Annotated in this window: 14 protein-coding genes; 12 read left to right on the top strand and 2 right to left on the bottom strand. The window is 35.7% G+C overall.

All coding sequences use genetic code 11. The annotated features are described in order from the left end of the window. Positions 1-109: 109 nt before the first annotated feature. Positions 110-4768: a DNA polymerase III subunit alpha gene (dnaE, locus tag BW932_RS08270; protein WP_076387029.1), complete on the bottom strand. Its 4659-nt coding sequence runs from the start codon at positions 4766-4768 to the stop codon at positions 110-112. Between the two features lie 345 nt (positions 4769-5113). On the opposite strand from dnaE, the gene BW932_RS08275 reads away from it, so the two are divergent. The 3 genes from BW932_RS08275 to BW932_RS08290 all read left to right on the top strand — a co-directional run bounded on the left by BW932_RS08275 (position 5114) and on the right by BW932_RS08290 (position 8598). Then, positions 5114-5701, top strand: coding sequence for a phage tail protein (locus BW932_RS08275; RefSeq protein ID WP_084566481.1), 588 nt, complete (start codon positions 5114-5116; stop codon positions 5699-5701). A 3-nt stretch (positions 5702-5704) separates the two neighbouring features. Then, a complete protein-coding gene (locus BW932_RS08280; RefSeq protein WP_076387030.1) occupies positions 5705-6394 on the top strand; it encodes a T9SS type A sorting domain-containing protein in 690 nt (229 codons plus the stop codon). A gap of 131 nt (positions 6395-6525) precedes the next feature. Beyond that, entirely contained in the window at positions 6526-8598 is a 2073-nt protein-coding gene (locus BW932_RS08290; protein ID WP_076387032.1) for an alpha-ketoacid dehydrogenase subunit alpha/beta, read from the top strand. Between the two features lie 350 nt (positions 8599-8948). On the opposite strand, the gene BW932_RS08295 is transcribed toward BW932_RS08290, so the two are convergent. Continuing rightward, positions 8949-10295, bottom strand: coding sequence for an ammonium transporter (locus BW932_RS08295; protein ID WP_076387033.1), 1347 nt, complete (start codon positions 10293-10295; stop codon positions 8949-8951). A 199-nt stretch (positions 10296-10494) separates the two neighbouring features. Here BW932_RS08295 and ligA point away from each other — a divergent pair, with 199 nt between their 5' ends. The 9 genes from ligA to BW932_RS08345 all read left to right on the top strand — a co-directional run bounded on the left by ligA (position 10495) and on the right by BW932_RS08345 (position 23637). Continuing rightward, positions 10495-12498, top strand: coding sequence for an NAD-dependent DNA ligase LigA (gene ligA, locus BW932_RS08300; protein WP_076387034.1), 2004 nt, complete (start codon positions 10495-10497; stop codon positions 12496-12498). Positions 12499-12764: 266 nt separating this feature from the next. Then, positions 12765-15503 (top strand): M4 family metallopeptidase, encoded by a 2739-nt coding sequence (locus BW932_RS08305; RefSeq protein WP_076387035.1) that lies wholly within the window; start codon positions 12765-12767, stop codon positions 15501-15503. A gap of 205 nt (positions 15504-15708) precedes the next feature. Then, on the top strand, positions 15709-17124 hold the full coding sequence (locus tag BW932_RS08315) for a leucyl aminopeptidase family protein (protein WP_076387037.1): 1416 nt from the start codon (positions 15709-15711) through the stop codon (positions 17122-17124). Between the two features lie 144 nt (positions 17125-17268). After that, positions 17269-18480, top strand: a complete 1212-nt coding sequence (locus BW932_RS08320) for an ATP-grasp domain-containing protein (RefSeq protein ID WP_076387038.1) — start codon at positions 17269-17271, stop codon at positions 18478-18480. A 57-nt stretch (positions 18481-18537) separates the two neighbouring features. Next, positions 18538-19251 carry an alpha/beta hydrolase-fold protein gene (locus BW932_RS08325; RefSeq protein WP_076387039.1) on the top strand — a complete coding sequence of 238 codons (714 nt, stop codon included), beginning with the start codon at positions 18538-18540 and terminating at the stop codon, positions 19249-19251. A 79-nt stretch (positions 19252-19330) separates the two neighbouring features. Further along, positions 19331-20290: an ATP-grasp domain-containing protein gene (locus tag BW932_RS08330; protein WP_076387040.1), complete on the top strand. Its 960-nt coding sequence runs from the start codon at positions 19331-19333 to the stop codon at positions 20288-20290. A gap of 50 nt (positions 20291-20340) precedes the next feature. Further along, positions 20341-21447, top strand: a complete 1107-nt coding sequence (locus tag BW932_RS08335) for a carboxylate-amine ligase (protein WP_076387165.1) — start codon at positions 20341-20343, stop codon at positions 21445-21447. Positions 21448-21486: 39 nt separating this feature from the next. Continuing rightward, entirely contained in the window at positions 21487-22314 is an 828-nt protein-coding gene (locus BW932_RS08340; protein ID WP_076387041.1) for a type 1 glutamine amidotransferase, read from the top strand. A 141-nt stretch (positions 22315-22455) separates the two neighbouring features. Continuing rightward, positions 22456-23637, top strand: coding sequence for a hypothetical protein (locus BW932_RS08345; protein WP_076387042.1), 1182 nt, complete (start codon positions 22456-22458; stop codon positions 23635-23637). The last annotated feature ends 110 nt before the right edge of the window (positions 23638-23747 follow it).

Genomic DNA, 23747 nt, shown 5'->3' on the forward strand with positions numbered 1-23747 from the left:
GCCTAAAGAGGACAACTTTTCCTTTTTTCAAACGCATATCGAATTTTAATGAAAATAAAAATCCGCATCACTTTTTGTTGTGAGACGCATTCTTTGAAGGATTATCTTTTTAATTCAAAAAGACCTCATATTTCTGCATTTGGTGAATGATTTCTAAGAGATTTCCATTGATATCTACTTTTGCTTTCATAGAAATCAACTCCATTGTTGACTGATCTTCAGGGTTTTTCACGTAGAAATGAAGTTGTTGTTCCCCATTGGTTTCAATAAAATTGGTTTTAAAAAACTCGATGTCATCCCGCCGTAAATCATTTAAATCTATTACAATCGTCATTTTTTTGGCGAATTTTTCGAAAGCATCTTTCAAATCAATTGCTTCAGTTACATTTACGAAAACTCTTCCGTCATTTGCTTGAGTGAATTTCACTTTGAAAATGATAAACCGCTGCACATCAATTTTATCGCGAAGTCTCATATAATCCCGATCACCGAGTCGGAAACCATAACTTCCGCTGTAATCTTCCAAGGTTAAAAAGGCTATTTTTTCCCCACTATTTTTTCCATCTTTTACGGTATATTCGGTAACCAAACCAGCCACCATGTATTCCGGAGTATTATTTTTTAAAGCCTGTTTTTCTTTCCAACTCAATTTATCGTTGTTGAATAATTCAGGTTGTTGATTGGCAAAGACGGTATTTTTAAAATTTTCAATTTCATCTAAATTCAGGAAATTGTACATTCCTTTCGGTTCTGCTTTTTTCCCGGAATCTTCAATGATTTCGCTATCTTCACCCTCAGAAATTTCCGAAGGAATATCAACCAAATCTTCATCCACATCTGAAATATCGTCTACAACATCGTGGGGAACAATAATTTTTTCGAGTTCAATTTCTTCCTCTTTTTTGCCTTCAAGAATTTCTTTTTTACTCAAAGCTCCTTGAATAAACTGAAACTGGAATTTATATTCATCTAAAGGATGCGCCGAAAGGTAAAAGCCAATAATTTCCTTTTCCTTATTGAGTTTTTGCATATTCTGCCATTCTGGAGCGGGATTTATTTTGGGTTGTTCAATTTTTACTTCATCGGCAAAATCGGCAAACAAAGAGTTTTCAATTTCATTGATATTATCCTGGAAACTCTGCCCATATCGCAAAAGTCTTTCCAAATTGGTTTTACCAGAATTATCGATATCAAAATATTGTGCACGATGATAGTGGTCAACTTCATCAAAAGCTCCTGCAATAACCAAACTTTCCGCTACCCTTTTGTTCATCTGTGAAGACGGAATTTTCTCAAAAAAGTCATAGATGTTTTTGTAGCGTTCCTCTTTTCTTGCGGCGACAATGGCTTCACTTGGACCTTCACCAATTCCTTTGATCGCGCCTAGACCAAAACGAATTTGCCCTTTTTCATTTACCGCAAAAGCATATTGAGACTCATTCACATCGGGACCTAAAACATCAACGCCAATACTTTTGCAATCCTCCATAAACAGAGTAATTTGCTTGGTATTATTAATGTTGTTCGACATGACACTTGCCATATATTCAGCCGGATAATTCGCTTTTAAATAAGCAGTTTGATACGCAATTAATGCATAACAAGTGGAGTGAGATTTGTTGAAAGCATATTCTGCAAACGCTTCCCAGTCTTTCCAAATTTTATTGAGTTTGGTTTCGTCGAGTTCATTGAGTTTTCCGCCTTCCAAAAATTTTGGATACATTTTATCCAATGTTGGCCGGTCTTTTTTACCCATCGCTTTCCGCAAAGTATCGGCTTCACCTTTGGTAAAGTTGGCGAGTTTTTGCGATAAAAGCATTACCTGTTCTTGGTAAACGGTGATTCCGTAGGTTTCTTCTAAATATTCTTTTGTTTCTTCTAAATCATAAACCGTTTCTTCTAAACCATTTTTTCTATTAATGAAATTTGGAATATATTTTATTGGTCCAGGTCGGTAAAGCGCGTTCATTGCAATTAAATCTGCGAATTTCGTGGGTTTCAGTTCGCGCATATATTTCTGCATTCCGGGACTTTCATATTGAAAAATACCGACTGTTCTACCCTCTTTAAATAACTGATATGTTTTCGCATCATCCAACGGAATCTGATCAGGATCAATTTCGATTCCATGTTTTTGTTTGATGAGTTTGATAGCGTGTTTGATGATGGTTAAAGTCCTTAAACCTAAGAAATCCATCTTCAATAAACCTGCACTTTCCGCCACAGAATTGTCGAATTGAGACACCAAAATATCTGCATCTTTCGCCGCAATCGTTATTGGAACAAGATTCGAAATATCTTCCGGCGTGATGATCACTCCACAAGCATGAATACCCGTATTTCGAATACAGCCCTCCATTTTTTGAGCCGCAGAAAGTACATTATAACGTTCATCTTGCGGATTTGCCAGAATATCTTTCATTTCCTGCGCGAGAACTTTATCTTCGGGCGCGAGTTTTTCAAATTTGGCAAAGGCTTTTGCAATGTTCATTCCCGGTGTTGAAGGAATTAATTTCGCAATATTATTGGTCTCGAAAATGGGAACATCTAAAACCCTTCCAGCATCTTTTATGGCCGATTTTCCTCCTAAAACCGAGTAGGTAATAATTTGGGCAACGTTGGCTTTACCGTATTTTTCAACCACCCATTTGATAATTTTATCACGACCTTCATCATCAAAATCAATATCAATATCGGGCATTGAAATCCTTTCTGGATTCAGGAACCGTTCAAATAGCAAATCATATTTAATGGGATCCACATTGGTAATTCCTGTACAATATGCAACCGCAGAACCTGCCGCAGAACCACGACCTGGACCAACCCAAACTCCCATATTTCTCGCTTCGGCACAAAAATCCTGAACGATCAAAAAGTATCCTGGATAACCTGTATTTGCAATAACTGCCAATTCGAAATCGAGACGATCCTTGATTTCATCGGTTATTTCGGGATATTTTTTGGCAGCACCTTCGTAAGTTAAAAATCTTAAATAGGCATTTTCTCCCCTTTTTCCACCATCCAATTGATCTTCCTCGCTCAAAAATTCTTCTGGAATTCCAAATTCTGGCAATAAAACATCGCGCTTTAAAGTGTAAGGTTCAAACTTGGCTAAAAATTCAGTGTAAGCTTCAAAAGCATCAGGAAATTGGCGAAAAGTTTGTTTGAGCTCGTCTTCATTTTTAATGTAAAATTCGTGCGTTGGTAAACCTCTTCTTTTTCCAAAACCCTTTCCAACAGGAGAAGATAATTTTTCCCCGTCTTTGATGCAGTATAAAATATCCTGAATATGGGCATCAGATTTTTCGGTGTAAAAGGTTTCATTCTGCGCTAAAATTTTCGTTTCATATTTCTCGGCAAATTCCAGCAAAACATCATTTAAATGTTCTTCTTCTTCCACCTCATGATTTTGAATCTGAACATAGAAATCATCTTGAAAACTTTCTTTCCACCACTTGAAAACCTCTTCTCCTTTCTGTTCTCCAAATTCTAAAATCGTACTCGGAATATCGCCTAAAGTTCCTGCTGTTAAAGCAATAAGATCTTCTTTGTATTCAGAAATCATCTCTTTTGAAATCCTTGGAACTCCGAAGTAAAAACCGTTCACATAACCGATACTCGATAATTTCGTGAGGTTTTTATACCCTTTCATATTTTTTGCGAGCAAAACAATGTGCGTTCTGCGATCGGGATCATCTTTGGTAAACTGCTTTTTTTCGGGACGGTCAGAAATGTAAAATTCGCACCCGATGATTGGAATTAATTCTTTTTTTCGAGGTTCTATTTCCTCAAATTCAGTTCCTTCATCTTCGGCTTTTTGTTTTTTATCTAGAAATTCTTGGTATTTTTTTTTGATGTTTCCATTGGCTTTTTCAACCTCAGAAACGAATTTAAATGCTCCCATCATATTTCCCAAATCAACTAAACCAACTGCCGAAAAATTGTTTTCCAGGGCTTTATTGATGAGTTCTTGTATATTAGAAGAGGCTTGAAGCGAGGAATAAATGCTGTGATTGTGAAAATTAAAATAGTCGCCAATTTCAATTTCATCAGTATCACCAAAATCGACTTTCTTTTTCTTTTTCGAACCTGCAACCTGTCGTCGGATAATAATCCCGAATGGTTGAATTGGAGTGGAATGCTGTGCAATAAAATCCTTTAATTCTGCCTCAGAAATCTTTAATTTATCTGCCGGAATAATCCCAATCCGCATCATTTCAAAGAAAACCTGTGCCGTTGCATTTACATCGGCTGCAGCGTTATGAGCTTCATCGAATTTTTCATCATACAGTTTTTCATAAAGTTCGGTCAGTTTCGGAGATTTAAACCTGCCGTTTCTTCCACCACCCAATTGGCAATAGTTGGTTCCTAATTCCATGGTGTCTGCGGAAGGTATTTTCTCTAAAGAATTTTCAATTTCTTTTCGGAAAAATTCTGCGCCTACAATCTTGTAATCAAAGTCGATATTGTGACCGGCGACTACTTCAGCTTTCTTCAAAACTTCTTTAAACTCTTCTAAAACTTCCTGAAGATTTCTCCCTTCTTCATTGGCCATTTTTGTAGAAATACCATGAATTCTACTCGCATTAAAAGGAATATCAAAACCTTCGGGTTTGATGATATAATCTTGATTTTCGAGCAATGTTCCATCTTGAGCATGAAGTTGCCACGCAATCTGAACCATTCTTGGCCAATTGTCTGAATCAGAGAGCGGTGCATTATAATTTTTGGGTAAACCTGTGGTTTCAGTATCGAAGATTAAATACATTTATGTTTTATAATTTGGACAAAAAAATAGAAGAATTTTGGTAAAATTAGGCTAAAATTTCTTTAAATAAAAGTTGGGATTTTCAAAATTGATATAATCATGATTTCTCTTTTTAAAATTATCTTTTTATTGCATCTCTTTTTTTAATGCTTTCGTTTAAAAATAAGGGAATCAATACAATTAATAAAATTGGGTTTTTAAAGGATGGACTTTATGATAAAATATACAAATACAACTAATAACTCATAATATGATAGAAAATTAATATTAAAGTTCATTAAAATTTAACAAATGTATAGATTGTCTGAATTTATAATTTTGTAATTTTACAAAAATCCTATTATCATGAAAAAACAAATTTTACTTTCGATTTTTGGCGCAACGATGTTAAGCGCTACAATGAATGCACAAGGTCAAGATCCATTTCTTGGACAGATTGCTTTTGTTGGTTTTAATTTTGCTCCCGTCGGATGGGCGGAATGCAATGGCCAATTATTACCTATCGCACAGAATACTGCATTATTTTCCTTATTAGGAACACAATATGGCGGAAATGGAACAACAAATTTTGCTTTACCCGATATGCGTGGTCGCGTGGTCGTTCATTCCGGACAAGGACCTCAATTGTCAATTTATAATCAGGGACAAACTGGAGGAGTTGAATCAGTTACTCTTACACAAGGAGAAATGCCTACTCATACTCACCTCGTTAATGCAGTCACTGTTGAAGGAAATGATGCATCACCAACCGGAAATTTACCTGCAAACACTAAAACTCTTGACAAAGAATATTCCAATGCTGTTGCGAATACAACAATGAAAAGCACCATGCTCAATCCGACGGGCGGAAGTTTGCCGCACGAAAACAGACCGCCTTATTTGGCACTTAAATGTATTATTGCACTCCAAGGAATTTATCCCTCAAGACCTTAATTTATGAAAAAATTAATTTTATTTTCAATGTTTTGTTTGGGGAATATTTCATTCGCACAAACAATAGATTTTAAAGGCTGTATTCCCTTGTTTGACAATCAAACCTACACCTTTAATAAGACTGGAACCGATTCTTTCGGTAAAAACATTTACATTACAACACCCGTGGATGGTAATCAACCATGCGGCGGTTTGGGTACTTGTGAATTTAAATTACAGTGGAACAATACCTTATCGAGATGGGAGTATTTAGCAGACCAAGGAAATGGCGATTTTGTAAATCCATTCCTAATCTATTACAGCTCAACAGCAAATAGCGCTGGAAATAATCCACCCAATATTGCCATCGGTACCTGGAAAGAAAACACGGCAGTAACTTCAGGTGAATGTGGTGGAAATTTAACGGACACGAATGCAACCATGACGGGAGATGTACGCACTACTGTTCTCGCTGTAAATGAATTTGATCAAACGAAAATTACCATCTATCCAAATCCAGCTACAGAATACATCAGTATTACGGGTCTTGATAACATAAAAAGTATAAAAATAATTTCTACTGATGGGAAAATAATCTCAACCATTACTAATAAAGGAGAAATTAATATCTCAAAACTTGTACCGGGTGTTTATTTTGTGGAGATTCAAACCGACCGTTCTACAATCGATCGGATTAAATTCATCAAAAAATAAATAAAAAAATACGATTCAAACTCCTGTCTAAAAACAGGAGTTTTTTTTTATTTAAAAAGTAGATAAGTATTATTTTTAAAATTGAATCTCTTTTTTTTCGAATTCCATTAAAATTTTTATCTTTGGTTAATATGGAAATTGATTCAAAACAAAAGGTTTCGCAGGAGATTTTACTCAAAGCATTTAATCACATGATGGTTGCAAAAGCAACTGCAGATGTGTACGAAGAAAACAGAAACATCTGCAAATACGTTCACTCTACTTCTCGCGGTCACGAAGCAATTCAGCTTGCAACTGCTTATCAATTAACGAAGGAAGACTGGGTTTCACCTTATTATCGGGATGAAAGTATGTTGCTCGGAATGGGTTTCGAACCGTATCAATTAATGCTTCAGTTATTAGCAAAAGCGGAAGATCCATTTTCAGGTGGCCGTTCCTATTATTCACATCCATCCAGTAGAGCAGAAAATTTACCGAAAATAATTCACCAAAGTTCCGCTACCGGAATGCAGGCAATTCCCACAACCGGAGTTGCACAGGGAATTAAATATATTCAGGAATTTAATTTACAAGAATTTGAAAAAAATCCTGTAGTTGTGTGCAGTTTTGGGGATAATTCTATTACAGAAGGTGAAGTTTCCGAAGCATTTCAATTCGCAGCACTTCATCAATTGCCGATTATTTTTCTGGTTCAGGATAATGAATGGGGAATTTCGGTAACAAAAGAAGAAGCCAGAACTTCCGATGCCTATGATTTCGCGGCCGGATTTGTCGGTTTAAACAGAATGAAAGTAGATGGAACCGATTTCGAAGCCAGTTTTTTAGCCATGGAAGAAGCTGTGAATTTTGTTCGGGAAGAAAGAAAGCCGATTTTGGTTTGTGCAAGTACAGTGTTAATCGGGCATCATACTTCCGGCGTTCGTCGTGAATTTTATCGCGATGAAGAAGATCTGGGAAAACACCGCCAAAAAGATCCGGGGAATATTTTAAGAAAAAAATTGCTGGAAGACGGAGTTGATGAAGAACTTTTAAAACAAATAGAAAAAAAAGCACGGCTTCAAGTGGAATCCGACTTTCAAAAAGCCATTGAAGCGGAAGATCCAAAACCAGAAACCGTAGAAAATCACGTCTTCGCTCCTACTTCGATTACGGAAGAAGTTGGAGAAAGAGAAGGAAAAAATCCGGAAAAAATTGTAATGGTCGATGCAGCCATTCACGCTATTCAGGAAATCATGTGGAAACATCCTGAAGCATTGCTTTATGGACAGGATGTGGGTGAAAGAATCGGCGGCGTTTTTCGGGAAACGGTGACTTTAGGTAAAAAATTCGGGAATAAGAGAGTTTTTAACACGCCAATTCAGGAAGCATATATTATAGGAAGTACCGTTGGAATGAGTGCCGTTGGATTAAAACCAATTGTGGAAGTTCAGTTCGCAGATTATATTTATCCCGGAATCAATCAGTTGATCACGGAAGTTTCAAAATCAAATTATTTGAGCAACGGAAAATTTCCGGTGAGCAATATTATTCGCGTTCCAATCGGCGCTTACGGCGGAGGTGGACCGTATCATAGTGGTAGTGTAGAAAGCATTTTGGCGAATATTAAAGGAATAAAAATCGCTTATCCAAGTAATGCAGCAGATTTTAAAGGATTGTTAAAAGCCGCATATTATGATCCAAATCCTGTAATAATGCTGGAACATAAAGGTTTATATTGGAGTAAAGTTCCCGGAACAGAAGAGGCAAAAACCATCGAACCTGACGAAAATTATATTTTACCTTTCGGAAAAGGAAATTTAATTATTGAAGCCGATAAAACTGAAACTGAAAAAGGCAGAACAATGCTCATCATAACCTATGGAATGGGTATTTATTGGGCAAAAGAAGCCGCCAAAAATTTCGCAGGAAGAGTTGAAATTATCGATTTGCGAACCTTAATTCCTTTAGATGAAAATTTGGTTTACGAGCGGACTAAAATTCATGGAAAATGTTTGGTTCTCACGGAAGAACAAATTCAAAACTCCTTTGCAGAAGCTTTAGCACAAAGAATATCTAAAAACTGTTTCCGGTATTTAGATGCACCGGTTGAAGCAATGGGTTCATTAAACCTTCCTGCAGTTCCGATTAATTTAATTTTAGAAAAAGAAATGTTGCCGAATGCGGAAAAACTTTCTTTAAAAATTGGGGAAATGTTGACTCAGTAATATTGACATCAATCTTAAAATCAGAAAGTCACAAAAGAGTTCATTATTGAAAACTTTTGTGACTTTGTAGTTCAATCTAAACCCAACAAAAAGCTTACGCAATAATACAAAGTCAAACTGCTGCACCAAACAATATCATCTCTTTTCTATTTATTTTTAAATTTTAAAAAAATAAATTTATCCAAAATTTTTCTTGGAATGGCGATTTTATTGGGCGTACAATTCTGGCTATCCATTACAATTTTTTTTAAAGTAGATTATTATACAAAGAAATTTTTGGCAAAAAAGAGGATTTCAATTATTCTCTAGATTACAATTTTCCTTAGTTTAAGAAAGGAATTTATTTAAAATCAAATAGATAAATTTTCCCCATGTTGAGATAAATCCAAACCTATTTTTTCAGAATCTTCAGAAACACGCAGCGGAATTATAAAATCGGTTATTTTATACAGTAAAATCGCTCCAAAAAAAGTAAATAATGAAACTAAAATAAGTGCAGTCATATGATGTAAAAACACACTAAAACCTCCATGTAGTAAACTTGCATTCTTACCGTGTGCTAAAATTGCAGTCAAAATCATACCCATAATTCCACCAACTCCGTGACAGGCAAAAACATCTAAAGTATCATCAATTTTTTTAAGTTTTTTCCAATTCATTATTAAATTAGAAACCACAGCAGAAATAAATCCCACAAAAATACTTTCAGAAATACTTATAAAACCAGCAGCTGGAGTAATGGCGACCAAACCTACGACTGCACCAATACAAGCTCCCATTGCAGAAACTTTTCTTCCATTAATTCTATCAAAAAATATCCAAGTAATCATTGCCGCGCCTGAAGCAATTGTTGTTGTTCCAAAAGCCATCGCGGCAGTTGAATTTGCAGCCAAAGCGGACCCTGCATTGAAACCAAACCAACCGAACCACAACATTCCTGTTCCCAAAATCACAAACGGAATATTAGATGGTTGATGATCCAGGTTTTTTCTTTTTCCTAAAAATAAAGCTCCAGCAAGCGCCGCAAAACCTGCACTCATGTGAACAACGGTTCCGCCAGCAAAATCTTTAATACCGAAATATTTATTAAGCAATCCATCGGGATACCAAATCATGTGACAAAGTGGACAGTAAATAAAGAGACTGAATAAAACCATAAAAACCAAATAAGAAATAAACCGAACTCTTTCTGCAAATGATCCTGTAATTAAAGCGGGCGTGATCACCGCAAATTTCATCTGAAAAAGCGCAAATAAAATAAAGGGAATTGTGGGAGCCAAGTCTTTGTGAGGAAGGCTTCCAACTTTATTGAAAAATGGATAAGAAAATGGATTTCCAAAAATTCCATAATGAATTCCATTGATCTTGAAACCTAAAGATTCTCCAAATGATAAACTAAAACCAATAACTACCCAGAAAATAGAAATGACTCCCAAAGCAATGAAACTCTGCAACATGGTAGAAATCACATTTTTTTGTCGAACCATTCCTCCATAAAAAAAAGAAAGTCCGGGTGTCATCAAAAGGACCAATCCTGATGCAGTTAAAATCCATGCAACATCGGCTCCAACGATTTTGTCTTCACTCAAAAACTCGTTGATATTGGGTGCAATTTCTTCATTTTTCCAAAATAAAGCGGTTATCGCTGTTATAGAAATTATTGCAAAAGAAACGATCCAGCGTTTTTCAATTTTCATGTTTATTTTTGTTTTACCCCTACAAAAATATAAAATTATTTTAATATTTATTAAAATTTAAATTAACACCCCTATTGAAATTTAAAATTTCATTAAATTTCTTATAAAAATTTAAAAATATTTAATTTTAATTGAAAATCATTCTCGAATCTTAGTTTTGTAAAATGAATTTGTATTTTTGTAGAAATCATCTTTTAAAATGTCCGACAATATTTCCCAAAAAATAGAAGATCTACGCGCCGAACTTCATCAACACAATTATAATTATTATCAAAACGATCATGCTACAATTTCCGATCGTGAATTCGATCTTAAACTCAAGGAACTTCAAGATTTAGAGAAAGAACATCCGGAATTTTTTGATCCCAACTCTCCTACTTTGCGTGTTGGTGGAGAAATCACCAAAAATTTTCCTACGATTCAACATCAATTCAGAATGTATTCTTTGGATAATTCTTACGATTTCGATGATTTGGAAGACTGGGAAAAACGCATCATCAAAACCATCGACGATCCGGTAGAATTTGTGGCTGAGTTAAAATATGATGGCGCCTCGATTTCAATTTTTTATGAAAACGGGAAATTAATTCAGGCCGTAACGCGTGGTGATGGTTTTCAAGGCGATGAAATCACAAATAATGTTCGAACAATTTCCGACGTTCCATTAACTTTAAAAGATGATTTTCCGAACCAATTTTTTATGCGTGGTGAAATTTATTTAACCCGAAAAAACTTCGATAAGATCAATGAAAGACGAGAAGAGGAAGGTTTGGATTTATTCATGAACCCGAGAAATACCGCGTCCGGAAGTTTGAAAATGCAAGATTCCGCCGAAGTTCGAAAACGAAGATTATCGGCAGTTTTATATCAATTTATTTCCAGTGAAACTCCATTCGAAACGCATTGGGAATTATTGCAAAACGCAAAAAAATGGGGCTTTAAAATTTCTAATGAGGCAAAACTTTGTAAAAATTTAGAAGAAGTAAAAGAATTCATCAATTTTTGGGACGAAAAAAGACATGAACTTCCCTTTGAAATTGATGGAATCGTTTTGAAGGTAAACTCCATTAAACAACAGTCACAATTGGGTTATACTGCAAAATCTCCACGATGGGCAATGGCGTATAAATTCAAAGCTGAAAAGGTAGAAACCGAATTGCAAAGCGTAACTTATCAAGTGGGAAGAACCGGCGCAATTACTCCGGTCGCGAATTTAAAACCCGTTTTATTGGCAGGAACCATCGTGAAAAGAGCCAGTTTGCACAACGAAGACATCATCAAAAAACTTGGTTTGCATGATCATGATTATGTGTATGTAGAAAAAGGTGGCGAAATTATTCCAAAAATTGTGGGGATTAATCTAGAGAAAAGAGCTTCAAATTCCCAAGAAATTGAATACATCAAAAACTGTCCGGAATGCGGAACAGAACTCCTAAAATTAGAAGATCAGGCGATTCATTTTTGTCCAAATGATCTGCATTGTCCACCACAAGTTGTGGGAAGAATGATCCATTATGTTTCCCGAAAAGCGTTGGATATTGAAGGATTAGGCGCAGAAACCATCGAACAATTATACAGGGAAAAACTGGTAGAAAATCCCGCAGATTTTTATGTTTTAAAGAAAGAACAATTGCTTCCATTGGAAAGAATGGCAGAAAAATCTGCGCAAAACATTATCGACGGTGTAGAAAAATCGAAAGAAATTCCCTTTGAAAAAGTATTGTTTGGAATTGGCATCAAACACGTTGGAGAAACGGTTGCAAAGAAATTAGCAAAAAATTTCAATACGATTGATGATTTGAAAAATGCAACAGCAGAAGAGCTGATTCAAGTGGAAGACATCGGCGGGAAAATCGCTGAAAGTATTGTCAAATTCTTTAATGATTCAGAAAACATTTTAATGATTGAACGCTTAAAATCCTATGGAGTTCAATTAGAAAAAGGGGAAAATACCAACGAAGTTTTAAGCAATAGCTTAGAAAACAAAACCTTCCTTTTTACCGGAAAACTTTCTCTTTTTACACGAGAAGCAGCGGAGGAAATGGTAGAAAAACATGGCGGAAAAAATATTTCTGCGGTTTCTAAAAATCTCAATTATTTGGTAGTTGGCGAAAAAGCCGGAAGCAAACTTAAAAAAGCGCAAGACATCGGAACTATTGAAATATTAGATGAACAGCAGTTTCTCAATCTTATTTCTGAATAAAACATTATAGAACTTTTGATTTTCAGGTTATTACGATTTCAATAAGAGTTTATTGTTTTCACTCAGAAAAACCCAATCTTACTATGCAATCAATATCATTTTCAAAACACCATGCAAATACGGAAAATAGGGCAATAATTCTATTTAGTTAAAAATAAATCACTTAAAAGACCAATTCAATAAATTTTAAAAAATAATTGTAATATTTATTTTTCGTACTGCAATTTTATTTACATTTGATTAAATTATTAAATAAATATTGTCTTATGAAAAAACATGTATTTTCTGCAGGATTAATAATGCTGTTCGTTGCAGGTCAGTTTTCGGCACAAGAGTTTGTGAGTAAACGAAATTTAGACTCCAATGGCAGAGTTGATTTAATCACTTTTAACGGTGGTTTAAGCGCAAAATCAACGAACATTAATGAAATTTTGAAGCAAAGTTTGAATCTGGATTTCCGGTCATCTTTGCAAAGCATCAAAACAAACTTGGATCCCTCAAGTTCTTTTGTAGATGAAAAATTTCAGCTTTATTATGATGGAATCAAAGTTCAGTATGTCGTTTATACAACGCATTCCCAAAACGGAAAAATAGAAAGTTTATCCGGGAACATGTTTCCAATCACCGACGTTACTACCAAACCTGCTTTAAGTGCGACATCAGCTTTAAATTCTGCAATAAAGCATACCGGTGCACAAAAATACATGTGGGAAGATGAACAATACGTAAAAGAAAATTCTTACAAAAAACCAGACGGGGAATTGGTTTTAATTCCGATCGAACAAAATGACGGTTCATTTAAATTACTTCTGGCTTATAAATTTGACATTTATGCAGCACAACCTCTAAGCAGAGAATATGTTTACGTAGATGCATTGGATGGCAAAATTTTGATGACTGATGCAATCATCAAACATGCGAAAAATTTCTACGGTGAAGCTTCTGCTTCTCACCAAGAAAATTCTGAACATCATTCTGAAGCTGCAAATACAAAATTAGCTTTGGTGAATGGAACTGCAGCTACAAGATACAGCGGTTCACAAACAATTGCGACCACTTTGGTTGGAAGCAACTACACGCTTCGCGATTCTTCCAGAGGAAATGGCGTTTTCACTTATAACCTTAGAAAAGGAACTGCACTAACTTCAACAGATTTCACAGATGCAGATAACAACTGGACTGCCGCAGAATTTAACAATGCTGCCTTTGATAATGCTGCTTTAGACGCACATTGGGGAGTTTCCAGCACATACGATTATTTTAAAAACACCTTTAACAGAAACTCTTACAATAATGCAGGAGCATCTTTAAAAAGTTACATTCATTACAGTTCTGCTTATGAAAACGCTTATTGGTCCGGCTCCGAAATGGTTTATGGAGATGGAGCTTCTACTTTTTCACCTTTAACTTCTTTAGATGTAACCGCTCATGAATTAGGACACGCTGTTTGCGAATATTCTGCAAATCTGGTTTATTCCAGAGAATCCGGCGCGATCAATGAAGGTCTTTCAGATATTTGGGGATCAGTGGTAGAAAATGCTTTTGCACCAACCAAACAGAATTTCCTGATTGGTGAAGACATTACAAAAACTTCTCCAGGTTATTTACGTTCCATGAGTAATCCGAAATCAGGATTAAGTGCCCAACCAGACACTTATTTGGGAATAAACTGGAAAGCTGCAACAAGCAGTTGTACGCCATCGCAAGCCAATGATCAATGTGGGGTTCATTACAACAGTGGAGTTCTGAATCACTTCTTCTACATTTTAACGAAAGGGAAAACCGGAACAAATGACAAAGGAAACTCTTACTCTGTAACTGGAATCGGTTTTGATAAATCTGCAAAGATTGTCTATAGAATGGAAACCTCTTACCTTTCCTCAACTTCTACTTATGCAAATGTTCTAACTTACGCAATTCAGTCTGCCAAAGATTTATACGGCGTTGGTTCTCCGGAAGCTATTGCGACACAAAACGCACTTTATGCAGTAGGATTAGGAACAGCATATACTGGTGGAACAACTGCAGATACAACAGCTCCTTCTGCACCTGCTAATCTTTCTGCAAGTGGAACAACTTCTGTTGCAACAAATTTAACCTGGACTGCTTCTACCGATAACGTAGGTGTAACTGGATATAATGTTTACAACGGAGCAACTTTATTAGGAACTACAGCAACTACCACGTATTCTGTGACAGGATTAACTGCTTCTACAACGTATAGTTTTTCTGTGAAAGCGAAAGATGCTGCTGGAAACATTTCTGCTTCAAGCAACGTTTTATCGGTAACAACAAGTTCTACTACAACTCCACCGGTAGCTTATTGCGCTTCCAAAGGAAATTCTACTTCTGATGAGAAAATCGGAAAAGTAGTTTTTGGAACGATCAATAATACTTCTACAGGAACTGCAGGGTATGAAAACTTCACCGCTCAAATTGCGAATGTAAATAAAGGAACTGCGTACACGATTACGATTACTCCAAAATGGACTTCAACTACCTACAATGAAGGTTATGCAGTCTTCATTGATTACAATGCAGATGGAGATTTTGCTGACGCCGGAGAAACCGTATTCACCAAAGCAGCTTCTAAAACTACCCCAGTTTCTGGATCCATCACCATTCCTGCAACTGCATTGACTGGAAATACCAGAATGAGAGTTTCCATGAAATACAATGGAATTCCAACTTCTTGTGAAGCCTTCTCTTACGGACAGGTAGAAGATTACACTTTGAACATTAAAGCTGCAGGAACCGTTGCTTCTTTAGCGGGTGCAAATGTTGAAACTGCTGTTAATGTTTATCCAAATCCAGTGAAAAATGTTTTGAATATAAATGTTAAAGGAGATTACAATTACCAGTTAATTTCTACAGACGGAAAAATCATTAAAGATGGTAACCAGTCTGAAAGCACGATCAACGTTCAAAATTTGCCAACAGGAATGTATATCATGAAGATTACACAAGGCGGTAAAACTTCCAGCCATAAAGTAATCAAAAAATAATCCTATTTATTTTAACGAAGGACTTCGGTCACAAGTCGGGAGATTTTATTCTTCCGGCTTTTTTTATCATTAAAGTTTTTGAATGAATTTCCAAACTTAGAGGTGGATTCAATTTTTTCTTTTTTAAAATATAATTAATCTTATCTAAAAAAATCTTATTTTTAAAGACCAATTCATCCAACTTATTTAAATCGATTAATTCAAAATGAAAATCAATCTTACCCATAAATCAGCACAGGAAATCAAGCAGAAATTCTCTTTTTTCACCGAAGAAAACTGGCAAACGGAAAAAGCAAATTTCAACCAGAATTTAGAAGGAATCTTCTCTGCAAAAAAAGATGAAACCTTTATTGTAGTTGAAGACGAAAAAGTTCATTTCCTCATCGGTTTGGGAGAAGATCCACAGAATTTCGAAATCCAAGCAAGTGCCGAAAAATTCACGTACGATTTCAGAAAAAAATTGAAGGCAACAAATACAGAAATCAATGCTGATAGTTTCAAAAATCATCAAATTGAAAGTCTGGTAAAAGGTTTATTTTTAGGAACGTACGAATATCCATTTAAAGCAGAACATCCTATCTTTAATGCTGATTTTCAGCTTAATTTATCCGATATTTCTGAAGAAAATCTGCAGGATTTAATCACAAAAACATCCGCCATTTGTGAAGGTCAATTTGCATGTATGGAATGGTTGAACAAACCTCAAAATTTCAAGCGGGTTCCTCATATTTCTGAATTTTTAACTGAAATCTCCACTCAATATCATTTCAAGCAAACCGTATTCGATCGTAAAAAATCAGAAGAAATCGGATTAGGTGCTTTTCTTTCCGTTAATCAGGGAAGTTCGCAGGAAGCCGCTTTTACCATTTTAGAATATCATTCTGAAAATCCCAATGCGAAAACTATCGGTTTAGTCGGTAAATGTGTACTTTTTGACACCGGTGGAATTTCCATTAAAGGTTCAGAAAATCTGCATTACATGAAATCTGATATGGGAGGAGCAACTGCCGTGATCGGCACTTTAATTGCTGCCGCAAAAATGAAACTTCCAGTTCATATTATTGCGATTTTGCCAATTACTGATAACGCGGTTTCAAACACTGCATATATTCCAAGCGACGTTATAAAAGCCTACAACGGAAAAACCATCGAAGTTCTAAACACCGATGCGGAAGGACGAATGACACTTGCAGACGGACTCTCTTATCTCTCCAAAAATTACAAAACCGATATTTTAATAGACTTGGCAACTTTGACAGGAAGTTCCGTGAGAATGTTTGGTTACACCTGTGGCGCTTATTTTTCAAACAACGAAAATTTAAAAAAATCTTTAGAGAAATCGGGCGATCAAACCAACCAGAGACTTTGGAATCTTCCACTTTGGGACATCTGGAAAGACGATTTCAAATCCGATGTTGCGGATTTCAAAAATATATCGTCCAAACCATTCGGTGACTGTATCGTTGCGGGAAAATTTTTGGAGCAGTTTATCGAAGGGCATCAAAATTGGGCACATCTCGATATTGCAGGAGTTGCCTTCGGAAATGTGCGTTATATGAAAGAAAAAGGCGCAACCGGTTATGGGGTGCAATTATTAATTGATTTTTTAGAAAATTGTTAATGAAAAATTAGCGTATTAAAATTTTTCTCAGTATAATTGAAAGTGAATTTTCAATTTACGAACGATTATAAAAAATCTCTGTTGATTATTTAATAATTATTCGTTAAAATTTTTGAAAATTCATTAATTTTTAAAAATCGTTGTATGAAGGAAAAAACAATTGTTTGTATTTCATGTTATTACAAAGGTTATGATTTTATGGACGAGATGCATCAACTCGGAAATAAAGTGATCCTCATTACCTCCGAAAATTTTAAAGATAAAAACTGGCCATGGTTTGCAATTTCCGAAGTGTATTACATGCAGGAACTTGAACCTTCTGTCTGGAATCTTGATCATTTGATCGAAGGTTTTTCTTTCCTTTTAAGAACCCATAAAATTGATGCCGTAATCACATTAGATGATTACGACGTAGAAAAGGCAGCTCTTGTCCGCGAAACTTTCAGAATTCCCGGAATGGGACAAACAACGCACCGCTATTTCAGAGATAAATTGGCGATGCGTCAAATGGCAAAAGATTCCGGAATTGATGCACCGCAATTTTCTTCAATTTTTAATGATGAAAAAGTCAATGAATTTGCAGATCAAAATCCTGCACCATGGGTTTTGAAACCGCGTTCCGAAGCTTCTGCAACAGGAATCGTTAAAATAAAATCTAAAGGAGAATTGTGGCCTGCAATTGAAAAACTCGGTGCAGAACGTCATAAATTTTTATTGGAAAGCTTCAAACCCGGCGACGTTTTTCATGTGGATAGTTTGATATACGATAAAGAAATTCTTTTCATTTCCGCGTCGCAGTACTTATCACCACCGATGGAAATTTCCCATGAAGGCGGTGTTTTTCGGACCAAAACATTACCATTATATTCAGAAGAATATCGAGCATTAGAGAAAGCAAATTCTAATATTCTGAAAAGTTTCGGCTTGGTCAATGGCGTTTCTCATACTGAATTTATCAGAAGCAAAGAAAATGGAAAATGGTATTTTCTGGAAACTTCCTCCCGAGTTGGAGGTGCGCATATTCCTGATTTGGTGGAAGCTTCTACCGGAATTAACTTATGGCGGGAATGGGCAAGAATTGAAGATGCTTTGTTAAAAAATACAAAATACGAAATCAAGAAATCAACTGGTTTTGCGGCCGGATTAATTGTTGCGCTCGGAAAGGAAAAAGTTCCAAACTACGAGAAATTTCACTGCGATGAGGTAGAGAAATTTCTGCAATTGGATTATCATATCGGAATCGTTTACAAGTCAGACATCAAAGAAAAAATTCAGGAGAAACTCGATGAAGCAGCCTTGATTATTACCCAAGAATATCTGAATATTTTGCCGCCAAAAACAAAACCATCTTCCTAAAAAAGAGATTTCTCTTTGAATAAATCAAAAAAATTAATAAACTATAAAAAAAGATACATGCCTAGAATTGAACATACTGATTTTTATTCCCACATTTTAGGAATGAGTTTAAAAGTAGAAGTCACGGGACATTTTGGATATCCAATGATCATGTTCCCTACTTCTCAAGGCGATTATACCCAAAATCACGACTTCAAATTAAACGAAAGCCTCAATTGGTTGGTAGAAAACGGAAAAGTAAAACTCTACAACATTGAAACCATCGATAAATTCAGCTTTTACGATAAGAATATTCATCCTTCTGAGAGAATCAGGAACTATGAATTGTACATGCAATTTCTGAAACAGGAATTTGTTCCGTACATTCAGAGATTACATTCTGTACACCGCGTTGCAGTTGCCGGTGCAAGTTTCGGCGGTTATCACGCTGCAAATTTTGCATTTCGCTTTCCGGATGTAGTTTCTCACATGTTTTGTCTGTCCGGAGCTTTTTCCATAAGAAATTTTATGGATGGTTTCAGCAACGATTTGGTGTATTACAACTGTCCGCAAGAATTTATGCGGAATGATGAAGCCTGGAAATTTAAACACATGCATATCGTTTTAAGCACTTCGGATGAAGACATCTGTTTAGAACAAACCCGAGAAATGGCAGGAATCTTAGCCGAACGTGGAATTAATCATTGGTATGATGAACAAAAATGGATCAATCATGATTGGCCACTTTGGAGAATGGTTTTCCCCACTTTTGTCGGAAGATTTTTTGGGTAAAAGTAATTCAGTAATCGGCATTCTTCAAAAAAAGTAAAATAAAATTTAAATTAACATTTATAAAAAAATAAAAAATATCATGGCAAAAAAAGTAGGAATATTATTTGGAATGGAAGACACTTTTCCGTGGGCTTTCATTGACAAGGTAAACGAATTGGGTAAAGGTGAAGTTGTAGCGGAAGCAGTAATGATTGATAAACTGGAACAAGGTGCAGATTATGGTTATGCGGTAATTATCGACCGAATTTCCCAAGACGTTCCGTTTTACAGAGCTTATTTAAAAAACGCGGCACTGAATGGAACTTATGTGATAAACAATCCGTTTTGGTGGAGTGCAGACGAAAAATTTTTCAATAATGCATTGATGTCTAAACTGGGAATCCCATTGCCAAAAACAGTTTTATTACCCAGCAATGACCGACCAACAGATACCACAGAAACGTCTTTTAGAAATTTAAAATTCCCGCATGATTGGGATTATATTTTCAATTATGTAGGTTTTCCTGCTTATATGAAACCGCATGATGGTGGTGGCTGGAAAAGTGTTTATCGCATAGAAAATGCCGAAGACATGTGGGAAAAACTAGGCGAAACAGGGCAATTGGTCATGATGCTTCAGGAAGAAATTGTCTTCCAGGATTATTACAGAGTTTATTGTTTGGGCAAAAAACATGTTCACATCATGCCCTATGAACCAAGAAATCCGCACCACTTAAGATACGCAACTACGCATCAAACAGAAGGAAAAGAACTAGAGAAATTGCTCAAAATCATTTATGATTACACGATCAAAATGAATGAAGCTTTAGGATATGATTTTAATACCGTAGAATTTGCAGTAAAAGATGGAATTCCTTACGCGATCGATTTCTGTAATCCTGCACCAGATGCAGACAGAAATTCGGTTGGTGAAGAAAATTTTGCCTGGATCGTAGAACACGCAGCGCAGTTTGCGATCGAAAAAGCAAAAGAATATGTGGCAGGGAAACCGAATATTTCTTGGGGAACTTTTGTTACAGACAATATTACGAAAAAGTAAATTTCAAGAAAAAAAATTTAGATTTAAAAATACTCAAAAAACACAAAACCATGCATCAATTTACCATAGGCGTAGAAGAAGAGTATCAAATTATTGATGTAGAAACGCGGGATTTAGTCTCGCATGTTTCCAAAATAATTGAAGGCGGAAAAGCAACTTTACTCGAAAATCTAAAACATGAAATGCACGAATCCGTTATCGAAATGGAAACGGGCATCTGTAACAATATTCAGGAAGTAAAGGCCGAACTGACCGATCTTCGAAAACGACTCATCAAAGTTGCGCACGAAAATAATTTACGCGTTTCCGGCGGAGGAACTCATCCTTTTTCAAGATGGCAAGACAATCCCATCACAAAAGCCGATCGGTACGACAAAATTGTGCAGGACTTGGGAGATGTTGCACGGTCCAACCTCATTTTTGGACTTCACGTTCATATCGGTATTCCCAATCGGGAAGAAGGCATTAGAATCCAAAATGTTGTACGCTACTTTTTGCCGCATTTGTACGCACTTTCTACGAATTCTCCGTTTTGGGTAGGAAGTAAAACAGGATTTAAATCGTACCGCCAAGAAGTATTTGCGAAATTTCCACGAACAGGAATTCCCAGTTATTTCAGTTCTGTCGCAGAATTTGATGCCTACATTAATTTAATGATTAAAACAGGAACCATTGATAATGCAAAAAAAATATGGTGGGATTTACGCGTTCATCCTTTTTATCCAACCATCGAATTTCGAATCTGCGACATGCCACTTCGAGTAGAAGAAACCGTTTGTATCGCAGCAATTATGCAATGTTTGGTGGCCAAAATTTACAAACTTCACGAACAGAATTTAAGCTTCAGAAGTTACCGCAGACTGCTGCTGAACGAAAATAAATGGCGCGCTTCGAAAGACGGAATCCATGCTCAACTTATAGATTTCGGAAAAGAAACCAGCGTTCCTTATTCAGATTTACTCCACGAACTTTTGGCTTTTATCGATGATGTTGTAGATGATTTGGGTTGCCGAAAAGAAGTTGAATACGCTTGGGAAATTATGAAAAACGGAACAGGTGCAGACCGACAATTAGCGGTCTATGAGCAAACTGGAGATCTAAAATCGGTTGTAGATTATATGATTTCAGAAACTGAGTATGGAATTACTTATGAATAAATAATTTATTCACTAGTTTTGTACCGTAAATATTATTAAATGAAAGGAATTAAAGTTGCCCTACTCGACATGAATAATAACCATGCGAATCAGGGAATGCGAAATATTAAAGAAATTTCTCAGGCGTTCAAAGAAAATGCGGATGAAGATGTTACTATCGAACTTTTTGATGTGAGATACAAGAATGAAGTTCCAAATATTGCAGATTTTGACATTTTCATTTCCTCCGGTGGTCCCGGAAATCCACATCAAGAAGGCTACGAATGGGAAAAAAAATACGCTGAATTTCTAACCGGAATTTGGGAGCATAATCAAAGACAGGAAGATAAAAAATTTCTTTTTCTAATCTGTCATTCTTTTCAGATTGCAAGCATTCATTGGAATATCGGGAATATTTGCAAGAGAAAATCCTACTCTTTTGGCGTAATGCCAATTCATAAAACTGAAGAAGGGGAAAACGATTTTCTGCTCAAAAATTTACCAAACCCATTCTACGCCGTAGATTCCAGAGCTTATCAATTGATCGAAGCCGATGAGGAAAAGATGGAAAAAATGGGGATGAAAATTATGGCATTAGAGAAAGTCCGACCACACATTCATTTGGAAAGAGCGGTGATGGCGATTCGTTTTTCAGCAGAAATTTTCGGCACACAATTTCACCCAGAAGCAGATCCGAAAGGAATGATTGAAAATTTAAAAAATGATAAAAATCGCACGGCGATGATCGAAAATTTCGGCGTTGAAAAATATTTGGAAACCATAGATAGAATGGATGATCCAGACAAAATTATTCTTACCCAGCGTCAAATTTTACCCCGCTTTTTACAATCTGCCTCAGAACAGATTTTGAAATTTGAAATGGCTTAATTTTTTAATCGGCTATTTTTTCGTTTTTTGAACAGGTGAATTAATTTGTACGAGTTTCTTTGGTGTATATTTTCCTCAGAAAGAATTACATTAATGATGAGGCATTATTTAAAATTAACTTTTTAGTAAATTAAAGACATTATGATTCCGAAATACAGAAAACAGTTTAACGCAGAATTTTCACCAAAGAAGTACCAAAATATTTTGGATCATTTACAAGAAGAAGGGGGAATTTATCCGCAATTCCGCGTTTCTGAAAGTCCAATATTTTTAACCACCGAGTTTATTGATAAGCTTCACGGAGCGTGCGACAGTATTATTTCACAGATCAAGGAAATGTCTCCACAGGAATTAGATCTTGCAATTCCCGATGATTGTAGAGTTCCTAATGACACGCTGCAACCTCATTTTTTCACCATCGATTTTGGAATTTGTCAAAATGAAAAAGGCGAAATCGTACCGGAACTGATAGAATTACAATCCTTCCCTACTTTGTATTGTTTTCAAAAAGAATTACAAAACGCCTTTGTCAGCGAATATGATTTTTTAAAACCTTTGAAAACACCCAAAAGCGACGAGCAATATTATCAAGAATTAAGAGATTTAATTGTAGGCGACGAAAATCCGGAGAATGTTATTTTAATGGAAATTTTTCCCGATTCGCAAAAAACAAATATCGATTTTTATCTTACGAAAAAAAGACTCGGAATAGAAATCGTGTGTCTCACAAAGGTCAAAAAAGAAGGTCGGAAATTGTATTATGAAAAAGACGGTCGAAAAATTCAAATCAAAAGAATTTACAACCGTGTTATTTTCGATGAGATCAATAAAATACCTGATTTAAAAACTGAATTTGATTTCCGCGAAGAAGCAGACGTAAAATGGATTACACATCCGAACTGGTTTTTCAAAATTTCGAAATTTATTTTACCCAAATTAACGCACGAATTTGTCCCTAAAAGCTATTTTTTAAATGATTTTCCAAAGCATGAAAACTTAGAAGATTTTGTCTTGAAACCTTTGTTTTCTTTCGCCGGAAGTGGCGTTAATTTAACTCCAACTCCAAAAGATATTGAAAAAATTGAGGATCGAACCAATTATATTTTACAACGAAAAGTGGAATATGCACCTTTATTTGAAGACATTAATGGAGAATTTTCGAAAGCTGAAATCCGCTTGCTTTATATTTGGAATGAAGATTCAGACAAGCCCAAATTAATGGAACATCTGATTAGAATGACAAAAGCGGCAATGGTCAATGTAGATTTCAATAAAAAAGATGCGATCTGGATCGGTGGTTCAACAGCTTTTACAGAACGGTAAAAACCATCTATTTAGCGTAACCATTCGACTTAACACTCTGAATATTAAAACCTTAAAAAAGCTGCGGAAACATACAATTCGCAGCTTTTTATTGGTGTATTTGGGAAAAT

This window comes from Kaistella chaponensis, assembly GCF_900156725.1.
GTDB classification, from domain to species: domain Bacteria; phylum Bacteroidota; class Bacteroidia; order Flavobacteriales; family Weeksellaceae; genus Kaistella; species Kaistella chaponensis.